Here is a 15,136-nt window from a genome sequence, read left to right on the forward strand (position 1 = left end):
CCTCGCCCAGTGGAGCCGTCATTCTGACACCACCTCGTCGGACGGACCGTGGCGCTCACCCCGCCGGCGGTTTTCTCTCCTGACCGGAGCCTGGACCGTTCGCCCGGCGCTGCCCCGCGGGTTCCTCCATGGCCAGTCGCAGTGCGGCACCCGTCTTGGCGCGGACCTCTTCCTCGGTGACGCCCGGTGCGAGTGCCCTCAACCACAGGCCGTGTCGCGTCACGTCGATGGTGGCGAGGTCCGTGATGACGCGGTCGACCACCCCGGCGGCGGTCAGCGGCAACGTGCAGTCGTCGACGATCTTCGGGCTTCCGTCCTTGGCCACGTGGTCGGTGAGCACCACGATGCGTCGGGCGCCGACCACGAGGTCCATGGCTCCGCCCATGCCCTTCACCAGGGCACCCGGGATGGTCCAGTTGGCGAGGTCGCCCCTCGCACTCACCTGCAGGGCACCCAGGATCGCGATGTCGATGTGGCCGCCGCGGATCATGCCGAAGGACGTCGCGGAGTCGAAGTAGCTCGCACCGGGGAGGACGGTGACGGTCTGCTTGCCCGCGTTGATGACGTCCGCGTCCTCCTCCCCCTCCCAGGGGAACGGGCCGAGGCCGAGGATGCCGTTCTCACTCTGCAAGGTCACCTGGACGCCCTCGGGGACGTGGTTGGCCACGAGGGTCGGGATGCCGATGCCGAGATTCACATAGTCGCCGTCACTGAGTTCGGCGGCCGCGAGCGCGGCCATCTCGTCGCGTGTCCTGGGCACGTCTCGTCCACTCCTACACTTCGACGGTCACGCGGGGGCGGACCGTACGCTGCTCGATTTCCTTGGACCGTTCGCGTGCGACCACCAGACGGCTCACGTGGATGCCAGGGGTGGTGACGCGTTCGGGATCGGTGAACTCCTCGGCCAGGTACTCGGCCTCGGCCACGGTCACCCGGCCGCACGTCGCCGCGAGCGGGTTGAAGTTGCGTGCGGCGGCCCGGTAGGTCAGATTGCCCGCCCGGTCGGCGGTGTGGGCGTGGACGAGTGCGAGGTCGGCGACGATCGCACGCTCCTGGATGTGCGTGTGCCCGTCGAACTCGGCGTGCGGCTTGCCTTCGGCGACGGGCGTGCCCACCCCGGCCCTCGTGTAGAACGCAGGGATGCCGGCTCCGCCGGCGCGCATGCGTTCGGCGAGCGTGCCCTGGGGGGCGAACTCCACGTCGAGAGTCCCGTCCAGGTACTGGCGGGCGAACAGCTTGTTCTCGCCCACGTAGGACGCGATCACCTTGGCCACCTGCTGGTTCTCCAGCAGCAGGCCGAGACCCTTGCCGTCGACCCCCATGTTGTTCGACACGACCGTCAGCCCCGTGACTCCGCTGTTCCGTACGACCTCGATGAGGTCGTACGGAACACCACACAGACCGAATCCGCCGACGGCGATCGTCATCCCGTCGGCCAGTACGTCGGCCAAGGCATCGTCCGCGGTCGCGCGCAGCTTGATCAACTCGTCCACTTCCCCGTCAGGGCGTTCACTGTCCGAGCACCGGAGTCAACTTCACTGCACCGCCAACAGGCAAGAGAACAGGCCTCTTCCCTGAGCAACCGGTTGACGGGTGAGCGAGAGCGGAACCATGCGTCCACTGAGTGAACGTAAGATGAGGGCATGGACGCGACCCCGGCAGCTCATCTCGTCGGCAGGATGGGCACCCTCCTGCGCGCACTGTCCGCCGTCAACGAGACGGGTGCGACCACCGCCGACCTGGCGAGAGCGACAGGCCTGCCGAGACCGACCGTCCACCGGCTGCTCGTCTCCCTGGCCGATGAGGGGTTCGTCGACCGCGACCGCCGCAGCGGGCGTTGGTTCCTGGGCCCCGAGCTGTATCTGCTCGGCGGAGTGGCCGGCATTCGCTACGACATCACCCGCCAGGCACGTGAAAGCGTGCACCGGCTCGCGGCATCGACGGGCGAGAGCGCGTTCTTCTCAGCGAGGCGAGGGGAAGAGACGGTGTGCCTGCTGCGTGAGGACGGCGACTTCCCGATCCGCTCATTCGTGCTGTACGAGGGTGCGCGCTTCCCCCTCGGTGTCGTGTCGGCGGGCCTGGCGGTGCTGTCGTTCCTCGACGACGGCGAGATCGACGCCTATCTGGCACGCGAGGACCTGGTGGGCCGGTGGGGTCCGGCACACGCGCCGCACGTGCTGCGTGAGCGGATCGCCCAGACCCGCGTCGACGGCTACGCGGTGAACCCCGGACTCGTCGTGGAAGGCAGTTGGGGGATGGCGGCGGCCGTGTTCGACCAGGCGGGTCAGCCCTCGGGGGCGCTGACCGTGACGGGGGTGGAGAACAGGTTCCGCGCCGAGCGCAGACCTGAACTCGGCGCGCTCCTCCTGCGCGAGGCCCACTCGCTGGGCCGCACACTGAACACCGGCGCGGGCACCCGGCGCTGACCCGCTGCCCGGGTGGAGGCCTGCCAGGTGTGTCCGCCGGGCGTGACGACGGCGATCTGCCGGGCGAAGGCGACGTACGCGGTGTCGGCATGATCGACCGTGATGTTCTCGGGCTGCCGCGAGGCGGAGAGAGCGAAGTGCGACGCGATACGGGGCGCGGAGACGGGGAGGCGTCGGCCCTGGGGGCGGTCGCCGCCGGAACCAGCAGGCCGACGGTGGCCGGCTCGCGCCCGGCCACGTCGCCACCGTCCGCACCCACGGTTTCCGACCGCCTCACACCGGAACAGACCCGGGCCTTCACGGAGGTCTGCGAACTCATCCGCGCAGGCTTCTCCGGGCCCGACCGACCGGATCTCCCCGCTGACCTCGCCACAGACCGGAGTCGACCACACAGGCGGACAACCGTACGACGGACGCGGGGGCCGGAAAGCCGCCGCTTCCCGGCCCCACCTGGCCAGTCCGGTCCCCCGACCCCGGAGTCACACTGCGAGCAGACCTGGCGGATCAGAGCGCCGTGAAGGTCCACAGCAGGTTGTTGCTGCCGTCGTACGTCCACTGCTTGGTGACGGAGCCGGAGGCGACGTTGCCGCCTCCGTCGAGGACCAGGCCGCTGGTGCGGTTTGCTATCGAGTAGTGGCCGGCGCCCCGGTGGGTGATCGTCCACTGCTGGTTGTTTCCGCCGTTCCACGCCGCCTGCTGGGCGACGGAGCCGTCGGCCGTGGCGCCCCAGCCGTCAGCGACCATGCCGTTGGCGCGGTTGACCAGCCTGTAGTAGCCGTTGCCGACGTCCACCGCCTGCCACTGCAGGTTGGAACTGCCGTCCCACGTCCACTGCTTGAGGTTGGACCCGGAGGCGACACCGCCGCCGCTGTCCAGCGCGAGGCCGTCGGTGACATTGGTGATCCGGAAGTACGTCGACGGGTTGAACTGGACTCTCAGTGAGGTGACTTGGTCGTTGTTTCCGGTGACCCTGAGGTCGGGGTTGTCCGCGGTGAAGGTCCACGAGGTGCCGGTGAAGTTGTCGCCGGAGTAGCCGACGAGCCTGTAGCCGGGGGCCAGCCACAGCGAGGAGAGGCTGAGCGTGCCCAGTCCGGCCTGCTGCAGCTGGGCCGCGGTGTAGTCGCCGACAGCGAGGACGGTACCGGGATCGGTGTAGTTGACGTCCTTGAAGGCGACGGCTCCGGTCAGCGGCCGCAGGCTGGGGATCCCGCCGGAGAAGCTGAGCTTCAGGACGTAGGCGTTGGCGCTGTACGGCGCCGAGGACGGCAGGGAAACCGTCAGCCCGGAGGAGGTCTGTACAGGCGCCGGCAGACTGATGTAGCTGCCGGCCGTCGAGTCGAGCAGTTTCACCGACGTCAGCGACGAGAGGTTGATCTGGCCCGAGCCGAGCGTCTTGATCGTCAGTGAACTGCCGGGCCAGCCAAGGACGGTGGCGTACAGGACGGTGTTCGCCTTGTTGCGGGTGAACCGGATGTCCTGTGCCGTGCCGGCGGTCGGGTTGGTGAAGGCCCCGCCGCCCATCTTCGTCGGGCCTTCGCCGTACACGCTCCAGGCGCGGGTCGAGTACACGGACTCCCCGAAGCGCTTCAGGTAGTCGCCGATGCCGAGCAGGATGTCCCTCTGCGCCTGGGGGATGGTGCCGTCGGCCATCGGCGCGATGTTCAGCAGCACGTTGCCGTTCTTGCTGACCCGGTCGAGGAAGGAGTGCAGCATCTGCTTGGTGCTGTAGTAGCCGATGCCCTGTGTGTAGCACCAACTGGAGCTGGAGATGCTGTCGTCGGTCAGCCAGTAGGGGGTCGTGAGGTCGCCCGGCCCGCCCCGCTCGTAGTCGAAGACCTCGCCCTTGCCGTTCATGCCGTCCTTGTACGTGGCGACGACCTCACGGCCCCAGCTGTTGGCCTGGTTGTAGTAGTACGACAGGAAGTTCAGCCGCTGCGTCTCGTCGACGGCGTCCAGCTTGAAGTCCTGCCAGAGGATGTCGGGCTTGGCCCGGTCGATGACCTCCTTGAGCTTGTCGTACCAGAGCTTGTTCTCCGCCGCCGCGCCGAGCTGCCCGTAGAGCTTCTTCAGGCTGGGGTCGGTCTGCGCGGGCGCGAACTCGTAGAAGCCGTTGTAGTGGTACGCGTGGTGCATGGCGACCAGCAGCTTGAGCCCCTTGGCCCGGATGGCCGTGGTGAACAGGCTGAGCAGGTCCAGCTTCGGCCCCTTGGCGACCGAGTTCCACTCGTTGACCTGGCTGTCCCACATCGAGAAGCCGTCGTGGTGCTCGGCGACCGGCCCGGCGAACTTCGCGCCCGCGTCGACGAACAGCTGCACCCACTCGTCGGGGTCGAAGTTGCCGCCCGCCGACTTCAGCTTCGGTGCGAACTGCACGGTGTTGCCGGCCAGGTCCTTCGCGCCGTTGATGAAGTTGTGGTACGGCCAGGTGGAGGGCTGGCCGTAGGTCGCGATGTGGTGCTTGTTGGCGTTGCTGCCGCCCGAGTACATGTTGCGCGGGTACCACTCGTTGTCGTACGCGGGAACGCTGAAGACACCCCAGTGGAAGTAGATGCCGAACTTGGCGTCCTGGAACCACTCCGGGGCGGGCGGGTGCTGGTCGACCGAGTTCCAGTCCGGTGTGTACGTGCTGGGTGCCGCCTGCGCGCCGCCGGCACCGAAGATGCCTCCGGCGACGGCCGTCGCGGCCACGAAGGTGGCACTGGCCAGGAACTGGCGCCTGTTGATCGAACTCGACATGAAGACATCCTCGATGCGGAAGGTGACAGAGGAGGGCGAAAGGGCACGGGAGGCCGCCGCCACTCACGGTGTCCGGGTCGCCACTTGTTACGCATGAAGATCGAGCATGTGTCCCCGGGATGTCAACGGGCGTGCAGGGATGAGTAGGAGCTCTTGACCAGGCGTTATATGCCTTTCATTCCCTTTTGTGTTGGTTTCCTGTCGATCAGACATGGCATGTCTTCCAACTACAGCCGAGCGGAGTCGAGCACCTGACGACCAGCGAAGCAATCGATTGATGGGATGAAACTTGCCACCGCAACGCTCACTGCGGCCCCTTATCCCACAATCAACCTGCATGTTTCGGGAAAATCACGTCAAGGACTAGACAGGACCTCGCCGCGCATCCTATAAACATCCCATCTCTCCGAGACGGCGACACCCAGCTGTCGCCTATGTGGAAAATCTCCCGCTTCGGGACCAGCGCGAGGAAGTACCGATGAGACTCAGAAACGCTCTCTGCTCCACCGCCGCCGCCCTGTCCGCCCTGACGCTTCTCAGCGCCTGTGGCAGCGGCTCCGGCACTTCGGCGTCGTCGAGCGGCACACCGCTGGTCGGCGTGGACTACCCGCGTTCCGACACCGACTTCTGGAACTCGTACATCAAGTACACGCCGGAGTACGCGAAGGAGCTCGGCCTCTCACTCAAGACCACCAACTCGCAGAACGATGTCGCCAAGCTGACGGCCAACGCGCAGACGTTCATCAGCCAGGGCGTCAAGGGTGTCGCGATGGCCCCCCAGGACACCGCGGCCATCGCGCCGACGCTGGCTCAGCTGGAGGCGAAGAAGATCCCCGTCGTCACCGTCGACACCCGCCCCGACAGCGGCAAGGTCTTCATGGTGGTGCGCGCCGACAACCGGGCGTACGGCGAGAAGGCGTGCCAGTACCTGGGCACCAAGCTCGGCGGCAAGGGCAAGGTCGTCATGCTCCAGGGCGGTCTGGACTCCATCAACGGCCGTGACCGCACCGAGGCGTTCAACGACTGCATGAAGAAGAGCTTCCCCGCCATCAAGGTGTTCGGCGAGGCCACCAACTGGGACGGCGCCGTCGCGGCACAGAAGCTGCAGACCGACCTGACCGCCAACCCGGACATCAAGGGCGTCTACATGCAGTCCAGTTTCGCCCTGGCCGGCACCCTCCAGGTTCTCAAGCAGAAGGGCCTGCTGGTCGAGCCGTCGGACAAGAAGCACGTGTTCGTGGTCTCCAACGACGGCATCCCCGAGGAGCTCAGGTCCATCGCCGAGGGCAAGATCGACGCCACCGTCTCCCAGCCGGCCGACCTGTACGCCAAGTACGCCCTGTACTACCTGAAGGCCGCGATCGACGGGAAGACCTTCAAGCCGGGCAGGACGGACCACGACAGCAACATCATCCAGGTCCGTGAAGGTCTCCTGGAGGACCAGCTCTCCGCCCCGCTCGTCACCGCCGACGGAGGCACCTACGGCGGTGTCCCCAGCATCAGGAGCGACGACAAGTCCCTCTGGGGCAACAACCTCGGCTGACGGACCGCCAGGACTCTTGGACCAACGAACACAAGGCGGTTGAGATGAACGACGGGGAGCGAGCAGTCACCCCCGCGCCCGCCCCGGCGGACGACGGACGGGCCCCGGCCGGCCCGGCCGTCGTCGAGGCGACGGGCATAGTCAAACGATTCGGTCCGACGGTGGCGCTCAACGGCGCCCGGATCACCATCAGGCCCGGCGAGACCCACGCGCTGGTCGGCCGCAACGGAGCCGGCAAGTCGACGCTGGTGTCCGTGCTCACCGGGCTTCAGACCCCCGACGAGGGCACGGTCACCTTCGGCGGCGCCCCGGCCCCCCGGCCATCGGCCCGCGACGCGTGGCGCAGCCGGGTGGCCTGCGTCTACCAGAAGTCGACGATCATCCCCACGCTGACCGTCGCCGAGAACCTCTTCCTGAACCGGCACGAGCACGGCCGCGGCCGGCTCATCACCTGGCAGGGTGTGCGGCGCCGGGCCCAGGAACTGCTGTCGACCTGGTCGGTGGACGTGGATCCGCAGACCCCGGCCGGTGAACTGGACGTGGAACAGCGGCAGTTCGTCGAGATCGCCCGCGCACTGTCGTTCGGCGCCCGGTTCATCGTCCTCGACGAGCCGACCGCCCAGCTCGACGGCGCGGCGATCAACCGGCTCTTCGACCGGATCCGTGACCTGCAAAGCCAGGGCGTGACCTTCCTGTTCATCAGTCACCACCTCCAGGAGGTCTACGAGATCTGCGACATGGTGACGGTGTTCCGGGACGCCCGGCACATCCTGACCGCCCCGGTCACCGAGCTTCCCCGCACCGAACTCGTCGCCGCCATGACCGGCGAGGCGGCGGGCGACCGGCGCGAGGACCGGCCGAGCAGCCTGAGCTCCGGCACGACGGCGGCACTGAGCGTCAGCGAACTGAGCGGCGACACCTACACGGACGTCACCTTCCGAGTCGGCGCCGGCGAGATCGTCGGACTCGCGGGAGCCGCCGGCAGCGGTCGCACGGAGATCGCCGAGACCGTCGTGGGCCTCAGGGCCCCGGACGGGGGCCGGGTCGCGATCGCCGGGCAGCGGCCCCGGCCGGGGAGTGTCCCCGCCGCGCTCGCCGCGGGCGCCGGTTTCGTCCCGCAGGACCGCCACCACCAGGGCTTCGTCCCCGACATGTCGATCGCGGACAACGCCACCCTGTCCGTGCCCCACCGGCTCGGCAGGAACGGGTTCGTGAGCAGCCGCACCCGGGACCGGCTCGCCGAGGGGATGATCGAGAACCTGGCGATCAAGACTCCGGGTCCCGAGCTGCCCGTGTCGGCGCTCTCCGGTGGCAATCAGCAGAAGGTCGTCATGGCCCGCGCCCTGGCCGACGCCCCCCGACTGCTGGTGCTGATCAACCCGACCGCGGGCGTCGACGTGCGCTCCAAGGAGTTCCTCCTCGGCAAGGTCGAGGAGACCGCGGAGACCGGGACCGGAGTGCTCATCGCCTCCGACGAACTCGACGACCTGCGGATGTGCGACCGGGTCCTGGTGATGTTCCAGGGCCGAGTGACCTCAGAGATCACCCGCGGCTGGCACGACCACGACCTCGTGGCCGCGATGGAAGGAGTGGACCTTCATGCCTGAAACCGTTCTCGCCGAGACGCCCGCGCCGAAGGCCGCCGCGCCGGGGGCCCGACGGACCGCGCTGTTCGGCGGCCGGATACCGCTGGCCAGACTGCGCGACCTCGCTCTGGTCCCCGCGATCGTGGTGATCGCGATCGTCGGACAGATCGTCAGCCCGGTCTTCCTGCAGACCGACAACCTGATCAACGTTCTGCAGACGATGTCCGAGATCGCGCTGCTGGTCCTCGCCCAGACGATGATCCTGATCGTCAAGAAAATGGACCTCTCCCTGGAGTCGACCATGGGCCTCGCGCCCGGCGTCGCGGCCTGGCTGACCATCGGCGGCGCAGGACACGGAATCGGCCTGCTGCCCGGCGCCTGGGCGATCCCGATCACCCTCGCCGTGGGCGCGCTGATCGGCGTGGTCAACTCCCTGCTGATCATCCGCTTCGGCCTCAACGGCTTCATCGTCACCCTCGGCATGCTGATCGTCCTGCGCGGCATCCTGACGGGCATCTCGGGCGGCCAGACCTTCTTCCAGCTACCCGAGTCGATGCTCTACCTGGGCACGACGCAGTGGTTCGGGATGCCGGCCTCCATCTGGCTCTGCCTCACACTGTTCGCCATCGCCGTCGTGGTTCTCGGCTGGACCAGCTTCGGCCGCTCCCTGTACGCCATCGGCGGCAACGTCGACGCCGCGAAGGCGGCCGGTATCCGTACCGACCGGGTGCTGTGGATCGTCCTGGTCACCGGCAGCGTCCTCGCCGCCCTCGCCGGACTGCTGCTCTCCGGGCGGCTGGCCTCGGTGGCCTCCGCACAGGGCAACGGCTACATCTTCACCGTCTTCGCAGCCGCCGTCATCGGCGGGATCAGCCTCAACGGCGGCAAGGGCACCATGTTCGGGGCCTTCAGCGGCATCCTGCTGCTCTTCATGATCCAGAACGTGCTCACCCTGGGCGGCGTCCCCGCGCAGTGGATCGGCGCCCTCAACGGCCTGATCATCCTGGTCGCGCTGATGATCTCGCGCATCACGGGCGGCAAGGTCCAGGACTGAACAGGCGGCCGTCGCGGGGCTCCACAGGAACCAGCGGCCTGCCGCTCGTGTCCGCCCGGCCGCCGAACCCCCCGCTGTCCTCCCCTCTCTCGTCGCAGGGTCCACCTCCCCTGCCCCCTAGGAGTTGCCATGTCCTCCGCTGAGTCCCCCGAATCGGCATCCGCCCGCATCATCGCCCTGGACGTCCTCGACGTACGCTTCCCGACGTCGGAGCATCTGGACGGTTCGGACGCGATGAACCCCGAGCCCGACTACTCGGCCGCCTACGTGGTCCTGCGCACCGACGCCGGCGACGGGCTGGAGGGCCACGCCCTGGCCTTCACCACGGGCCGCGGCAACGACGTCCAGGCCGCCGCCATCGCGGCCCTCGCCCCGCACGTCGTCGGCCTGTCGGTGCAGGAGGTGTGCGCCGACCTCGGCGCGTTCTCCCGCTCCCTGGTCCACGATCCCCAACTGCGCTGGCTCGGACCGGAGAAGGGCGCCATCCACATGGCGACCGGCGCCGTCGTCAACGCCGCCTGGGACCTCGCGGCCAAGCGCGCCGGAAAGCCCGTCTGGCGCTTCCTCGGCGAGATGTCGCCCGAGGAACTGGTCGCCCAGGTCGACTTCCGCTGGCTCAGCGACGCCCTCACCCCCGAAGAGGCGCTGGAGATCCTGAAGCGTGCCGAACCCGGCCGCGCGGAACGCATCGCCCGCCTCCTGGACCGCGGTTACCCCGCCTACACCACCACCCCCGGCTGGCTCGGCTACTCCGACGAGAAGCTCGCCCGCCTGGCCCGCGAAGCGGTCGCGGACGGCTTCACCCAGATCAAGCTGAAGGTCGGCGCGTCCCTGGAGGACGACATACGGCGCATGCGCGCCGCCCGTGAGGCCGTCGGGCCCGGTATCCGCATCGCCGTGGACGCCAACCAGAGATGGGACGTCCAGCCCGCGATCGACTGGATGCGCGAACTGGCCCCCTACGACCCGTACTGGATCGAGGAGCCCACCTCCCCCGACGACATCCTCGGCCACGCCGCCGTCCGCGAGGCCCTCACCCCCATCAAGGTCGCCACCGGCGAACACATCGCCAACCGGGTCGTCTTCAAGCAGCTCCTCCAGGCCGGCTCCGTGGACATCGTCCAGATCGACTCCGCCCGGGTCGGCGGCGTCAACGAGAACCTCGCCATCCTGCTGCTCGCCGCGAAGTTCGGGGTGCCCGTCTGCCCGCACGCCGGCGGAGTCGGCCTGTGCGAGATGGTCCAGCACCTGTCCATGTTCGACTACATCGCCGTCTCCGGCACGACCGAGGACCGCGTCATCGAGTACGTCGACCACCTGCACGAACACTTCGTCGACCCGGTGCGCATCGCCGACGGCCACTACCTCGCGCCCACCCTCCCCGGACTCAGCGCCCAGATGCACCCCGAGTCCCTCAAGGAGTACACGTACCCCGACGGCCCGGTCTGGGCCGCGCGTCTCTGACACCCGGCGGCTGGTGGACAGCGCCGCTGTCGTCCGGCGCGTCACGTCCGCGCCGGAGAGGAGCGAGGCCACTGGTGGTCGGAGTTGATGATGTTCGCCTCCGACCGGCCGGTCCGCGCCCTCGCGGGCGGCTGTTGCCGCTGGGCCGCCACCGTGGAGGAACTGGCTCGGGTGACTGCGCCACCGCCGAGACCGACGCGATGCTCTCCGTCACCGCGGCCGGCTTCTGCCGTCTCGCCTCCCCCGAGCACCAATGCCGTAGACGCCGTCGGGCCCGTCGGGAGACTCCCATTCACCCCAACCCCAACCTCCCGAACTCCCCGACACGTCGCAAGATCCGTCCAGAAGGCGAGAACACCGTGCTCCTGACCGAGCTGCTGCACCCCGGAATCCTCGAAGCGCTGGCCGGAGCCGGCCATGGCGCCCGGGTGCTGCTCGCCGACGGCCACTACCCCGCGAGCACGGCCACCGGCGAACGCGCCCGCACCGTCCATCTGAACCTGGCACCGGGCCTGCTGGACGTCACCAGCGTGCTCGACGTCCTGTTGACCGCCCTGCCTGTCGAGTCGGCCCACGTGATGGTGCCACCCGAGGGCGAGCCGGAGCCGCCGGCCATCGCCGAGTACCGCGCCCGACTGGCACCCGTCCCGGTCGGGACACTCGGCCGCTTCGAGTTCTACGACGCCGCCCGCTCCCCAGACCTGGCACTGGCGATCGTCACCGCCGACATCCGTACCTACGCGAACCTGCTGCTGACCATCGGCGTCCGCGCAGAAGGGACCCTGAGCACACGATGACCCTCGCCGTCCGCTACACCGCCGCCCGCACCCTGGACACCGCTCCCACCGGGACTCCCGTCCCCGGTCCGGGCGAGGTGGAACTGGCCCCCGCCTACGTCGGGATCTGCGGCACCGACCTGCACATCTTCCACGGTGACATGGACGCACGCGTCCACGCGCCCGCCGTCATCGGACACGAGATGTCCGGCCGCGTCGTGCGCGTCGGAGCAGAGGTGGAGGGCTGGGCGCCCGGTGACGCGGTCACCGTGATGCCCCTGCGCTGGGACAACACCTGCCCCGCCTGCCGTGCCGGCCACCAACACATCTGCCAGCACCTCGACTTCATCGGCATCGACTCCCCCGGCGCCATGCAACAACGCTGGACCGTCCCCGCCACCACCCTCATCCGTCTCCCCGACACCCTCCCCCTCGACCGGGCGGCCCTCGTAGAACCCACCGCCGTCGCCGTCCACGACGTCGGCCGCGCCCAGGTCACCGACGGCGACAAGGTTGTCGTGGTCGGCGGCGGACCCGTCGGCATCCTCATCGCCCTCGTCGCACGCAATGCTGGAGCCGACGTGCGGGTGGTGGAACTCAGCCCCCACCGGCGCGCCGTCGCCGAGGAGTTGGGGCTGACCACCTGGGACCCCGCCGCCGTCGACGTGCCCGAGCTGGTAGGTGAGTGGACCGGGGACGCGGGCGCGGACGTCGCCTTCGAGGTGTCCGGTGCGGCAGGCGGAGTGGACACCGCCGTCGATGTGCTGGGCGTGCGCGGCCGGCTGTGCCTCGTCGCCATTCACCCCCGGCCCCGCGAGATCAACCTCCACCGCTTCTTCTGGCGCGAACTCACCCTTATCGGCGCCCGGTTGTACGACCGCACCGACTTCGAGAAGGCCGTGACGCTCGTCGCCGACGGCACCATCCCCGCCGAGCGGCTGATCAGCAAGGTCGTCCCGCTCACCGAGGCACCCGCCGCCTTCGAAGCTCTCGAAGCGGGCGGCGACGTCATGAAGATCCTCGTCGACTGCACCGAGCACACCAACGGAGCCACCGCATGAACGCCTTCGACCTCACCGGGAAACTCGCCGTCGTCACCGGCGCCCGACGCGGCATCGGCCACGCCATGGCCCGCGCCCTCGCCCAGGCCGGCGCGGACATCATCGGCGTCAGCGCCAACCTGGAACACTCCGGCAGTGACGTGGAGAAAGACGTCACCGCAGCGGGCCGTACGTTCGAGGCGATCCGCACCGACTTCGCCGACCCCGACGCCGTACGAACTCTCGGCGCCGACCTCGCCGCACGCACGCGCCCCGTCGACATCCTCGTCAACAACGCCGGCACCATCCGCCGCACCCCGGCAGCCGAACACACCGACACAGACTGGGAGTTGGTTCTTCAGGTCAACCTCACCGCCCAGTTCACCCTCACCCGGGCCGTCGGCGCGGCCATGGTGACCCGGGGTCACGGAAAAATCATTTTCACCGCGTCGCTGCTCAGCTTCCAGGGCGGCGTCACCGTCCCCGGCTACACCGCCGCCAAGCACGGCATCACCGGACTCACCAAAGCCTTGGCCAACGAGTGGGCTCCGCACGGCGTCAACGTCAACGCCATCGCCCCCGGCTACATCGCCACCGACAACACCCAAGCCCTGCAAGACGATCCGGCACGCAGTCAGGCGATCCTGGAGCGCATCCCGGCCGGCCGCTGGGGCAACGCCGACGACCTGGCGGGCGCGACCGTCTTCCTCGCCTCCGACGCCGCCTCCTACATCCACGGCACCACCCTCCCCGTCGACGGGGGATGGCTCGGCCGATGAACGACACCAGCAGACTGGCCTCCACCCTCGGGGGCGCCCGGCTGATACCCGTACTGTCTGTGCCGGACACCGCCAGCGCCGCCCCACTGGCCGAGGCGCTCGCAGCAGGCGGCGCCACCTGCGCCGAGGTCACCTTCCGCACCCCCGGCGCCGAGCAGGTACTCAAGACGATGGCCGCCCATGGCGGACTCGCCGTCGGCGCCGGCACCGTCCTCACCGCCGAACAGGTAGAACGGGCCGTGGCAGCAGGAGCCCGCTTCATCGTCTCTCCCGGCTACGACGACGAAGTCGTCGCCAAATGCCGGGAGTTGGGGATTCCGGTAGTCCCTGGTATCGCCACCGCGACCGAGCTGATGCGGGCGTTGGCAGCCGGCCTGGAGACCGTGAAACTCTTCCCGGCCGAGCCGCTCGGCGGCCTGCGGACACTGCGCGCACTCGCCGCGCCCTTCCCCCACATGCGCTTCGTACCGACCGGTGGGATCAACGCCTCCCGCCTGACCGCCTACCTCGCCGAGCCCTCGGTCCTCGCCGTCGGCGGCAGCTGGATGGCCACCCCCACCCACCTGGAAGAAGGCGACTACGAGGAGATCCGCCGGCTCACCGCCGAAGCCACGGAAAGGAGCACGCTGTGACCGCGACGACCGATGTGATCGCCCTCGGCGAGGTCATGCTCCGCTTCGACCCCGGTGAAGGACGCATCCGCACCACCCGCACCTTCCACGTCTGGGAAGGTGGCGGCGAATACAACGTCATCCGCGGCCTACGCCGCTGCTTCGGCCTGCGCACCGCCATCGTCACCGCTCTCACGGACAACCCCGTCGGCCACCTCGTCGAAGACCTCATCCTCCAAGGCGGCGTCGACACCACCCACATCCGCTGGACACCCCCCAACCACGACGGCCACACCACCCGCAACGGACTCAACTTCGTCGAACGCGGCTACGGCATCCGTGGTGCCCTCGGCGTCAGCGACCGCACCCACACGGCCACCTCCCGACTCCGCAAGGGCGACATCGACTGGGACACCCTCTTCACCAGCGGCGTCCGCTGGTTCCACACCGGCGGCATCTTCGCCGCCCTCTCGGAGACCACCTTCGACGTCGCCGACGAAGCCATGACAGCCGCACGCCGCCACGGCATCACCGTCTCCTACGACCCCAACTACCGCCCCAGCCTCTGGACCGACCGAGGCGGCCCCGACGCCGCCCGCGAAGTCGACCTGCGCCTGGCCCGCCACGCCGACGTGGTGGTCGGCGCCCTGGGCCTTGCCGGGACAAGCCCAGGGGCACAGCGCATCAGCACCGACGAAGTCCCGGACGCGTTCGCCGACATCGCGAGCAGACTGCCCGCCGCCAAGGTACTGGCCACAACACTGCGCGAAGTCCCTTCGGCCGGAGTCAACGACTGGTCCTCCGCCGCCTGGTCGGCGGAGACCGGCTGCATCACCGGCCCGCGCATGACCGGCCTGCACGTTCTGGACCGCATCGGCTCCGGCGACAGCTTCGCCGCCGGACTCATCCACGGCCTGCTCACGAACGTGGGACTGGAACGCGCCCTCGCCTACGGCACCGCCCACGGCGCCCTCGCCATGACCACCCCCGGCGACACCAGCATGGCCACACTCACCGAAGTCGAAGCACTCATGGCAGGTGGCACCGCAGCCGTCAGCCGCTGACCCGTCTCACCATCCGTACTCGCACGCAGTCGCAGTCGCAGTCGCAGTCGCAGTCGC

13 protein-coding genes are annotated in these 15,136 nt (G+C 69.0%); 10 read left to right on the top strand and 3 right to left on the bottom strand.

What is annotated here, in order from left to right; translation table 11 throughout:
* Positions 1-55: 55 nt before the first annotated feature.
* Together STRTUCAR8_RS23140 and STRTUCAR8_RS23145 are read right to left on the bottom strand one after the other, a co-directional pair.
* Entirely contained in the window at positions 56-739 is a 684-nt protein-coding gene (locus tag STRTUCAR8_RS23140; RefSeq protein ID WP_044472714.1) for a 3-oxoacid CoA-transferase subunit B, read from the bottom strand.
* 34 nt (positions 740-773) lie between these two features.
* Positions 774-1,484 carry a CoA transferase subunit A gene (locus tag STRTUCAR8_RS23145; protein ID WP_078507286.1) on the bottom strand — a complete coding sequence of 237 codons (711 nt, stop codon included), beginning with the start codon at positions 1,482-1,484 and terminating at the stop codon, positions 774-776.
* Between the two features lie 159 nt (positions 1,485-1,643).
* Between STRTUCAR8_RS23145 and STRTUCAR8_RS23150 the strand changes: the two genes are divergently transcribed.
* Positions 1,644-2,426, top strand: coding sequence for an IclR family transcriptional regulator (locus STRTUCAR8_RS23150; RefSeq protein ID WP_006378363.1), 783 nt, complete (start codon positions 1,644-1,646; stop codon positions 2,424-2,426).
* 504 nt (positions 2,427-2,930) lie between these two features.
* On the opposite strand, the gene STRTUCAR8_RS23155 is transcribed toward STRTUCAR8_RS23150, so the two are convergent.
* On the bottom strand, positions 2,931-5,162 hold the full coding sequence (locus STRTUCAR8_RS23155) for an alpha-L-fucosidase (RefSeq protein ID WP_044472722.1): 2,232 nt from the start codon (positions 5,160-5,162) through the stop codon (positions 2,931-2,933).
* A 478-nt stretch (positions 5,163-5,640) separates the two neighbouring features.
* On the opposite strand from STRTUCAR8_RS23155, the gene STRTUCAR8_RS23160 reads away from it, so the two are divergent.
* From STRTUCAR8_RS23160 to STRTUCAR8_RS23200, 9 genes are all read left to right on the top strand, one after another.
* A complete protein-coding gene (locus STRTUCAR8_RS23160) occupies positions 5,641-6,705 on the top strand; it encodes a sugar ABC transporter substrate-binding protein (RefSeq protein ID WP_006378392.1) in 1,065 nt (354 codons plus the stop codon).
* A 44-nt stretch (positions 6,706-6,749) separates the two neighbouring features.
* Complete coding sequence (locus tag STRTUCAR8_RS23165) at positions 6,750-8,312, top strand: sugar ABC transporter ATP-binding protein (RefSeq protein ID WP_006378374.1); 1,563 nt, start codon at positions 6,750-6,752, stop codon at positions 8,310-8,312.
* The gene (locus tag STRTUCAR8_RS23170; protein WP_006378384.1) at positions 8,305-9,345 is read left to right on the top strand and encodes an ABC transporter permease; all 1,041 of its coding nucleotides are present in this window, start codon (positions 8,305-8,307) and stop codon (positions 9,343-9,345) included. Before STRTUCAR8_RS23165 ends, STRTUCAR8_RS23170 begins: the two co-directional genes overlap by 8 nt.
* Positions 9,346-9,474: 129 nt before the next feature.
* On the top strand, positions 9,475-10,809 hold the full coding sequence (locus STRTUCAR8_RS23175) for an L-fuconate dehydratase (RefSeq protein ID WP_006378379.1): 1,335 nt from the start codon (positions 9,475-9,477) through the stop codon (positions 10,807-10,809).
* 359 nt (positions 10,810-11,168) lie between these two features.
* Positions 11,169-11,606 carry an RbsD/FucU domain-containing protein gene (locus STRTUCAR8_RS23180; RefSeq protein WP_044472715.1) on the top strand — a complete coding sequence of 146 codons (438 nt, stop codon included), beginning with the start codon at positions 11,169-11,171 and terminating at the stop codon, positions 11,604-11,606.
* Positions 11,603-12,646 carry a zinc-dependent alcohol dehydrogenase gene (locus STRTUCAR8_RS23185; protein WP_006378354.1) on the top strand — a complete coding sequence of 348 codons (1,044 nt, stop codon included), beginning with the start codon at positions 11,603-11,605 and terminating at the stop codon, positions 12,644-12,646. The genes STRTUCAR8_RS23180 and STRTUCAR8_RS23185 overlap by 4 nt, the downstream gene beginning before the upstream one ends.
* Positions 12,643-13,404, top strand: a complete 762-nt coding sequence (locus STRTUCAR8_RS23190) for an SDR family oxidoreductase (RefSeq protein ID WP_006378395.1) — start codon at positions 12,643-12,645, stop codon at positions 13,402-13,404. The genes STRTUCAR8_RS23185 and STRTUCAR8_RS23190 overlap by 4 nt, the downstream gene beginning before the upstream one ends.
* Positions 13,401-14,036 (top strand): bifunctional 4-hydroxy-2-oxoglutarate aldolase/2-dehydro-3-deoxy-phosphogluconate aldolase, encoded by a 636-nt coding sequence (locus tag STRTUCAR8_RS23195; protein ID WP_006378366.1) that lies wholly within the window; start codon positions 13,401-13,403, stop codon positions 14,034-14,036. The genes STRTUCAR8_RS23190 and STRTUCAR8_RS23195 overlap by 4 nt, the downstream gene beginning before the upstream one ends.
* The gene (locus STRTUCAR8_RS23200) at positions 14,033-15,079 is read left to right on the top strand and encodes a sugar kinase (protein WP_006378368.1); all 1,047 of its coding nucleotides are present in this window, start codon (positions 14,033-14,035) and stop codon (positions 15,077-15,079) included. The genes STRTUCAR8_RS23195 and STRTUCAR8_RS23200 overlap by 4 nt, the downstream gene beginning before the upstream one ends.
* The last annotated feature ends 57 nt before the right edge of the window (positions 15,080-15,136 follow it).

Source organism: Streptomyces turgidiscabies Car8, from assembly GCF_000331005.1.
Lineage (GTDB): Bacteria > Actinomycetota > Actinomycetes > Streptomycetales > Streptomycetaceae > Streptomyces > Streptomyces turgidiscabies.

Bases quoted from the DNA above. Each gene is read 5' to 3' on its own strand.
- STRTUCAR8_RS23140 (WP_044472714.1), bottom strand. From the start codon at position 739: ATGGCCGCGCTCGCGGCCGCCGAACTCAGTGACGGCGACTATGTGAAT.
- STRTUCAR8_RS23150 (WP_006378363.1), top strand. From the start codon at position 1,644: ATGGACGCGACCCCGGCAGCTCATCTCGTCGGCAGGATGGGCACCCTC.
- STRTUCAR8_RS23155 (WP_044472722.1), bottom strand. From the start codon at position 5,162: ATGTCGAGTTCGATCAACAGGCGCCAGTTCCTGGCCAGTGCCACCTTC.
- STRTUCAR8_RS23160 (WP_006378392.1), top strand. From the start codon at position 5,641: ATGAGACTCAGAAACGCTCTCTGCTCCACCGCCGCCGCCCTGTCCGCC.
- STRTUCAR8_RS23165 (WP_006378374.1), top strand. From the start codon at position 6,750: ATGAACGACGGGGAGCGAGCAGTCACCCCCGCGCCCGCCCCGGCGGAC.
- STRTUCAR8_RS23170 (WP_006378384.1), top strand. From the start codon at position 8,305: ATGCCTGAAACCGTTCTCGCCGAGACGCCCGCGCCGAAGGCCGCCGCG.
- STRTUCAR8_RS23175 (WP_006378379.1), top strand. From the start codon at position 9,475: ATGTCCTCCGCTGAGTCCCCCGAATCGGCATCCGCCCGCATCATCGCC.
- STRTUCAR8_RS23185 (WP_006378354.1), top strand. From the start codon at position 11,603: ATGACCCTCGCCGTCCGCTACACCGCCGCCCGCACCCTGGACACCGCT.
- STRTUCAR8_RS23190 (WP_006378395.1), top strand. From the start codon at position 12,643: ATGAACGCCTTCGACCTCACCGGGAAACTCGCCGTCGTCACCGGCGCC.
- STRTUCAR8_RS23195 (WP_006378366.1), top strand. From the start codon at position 13,401: ATGAACGACACCAGCAGACTGGCCTCCACCCTCGGGGGCGCCCGGCTG.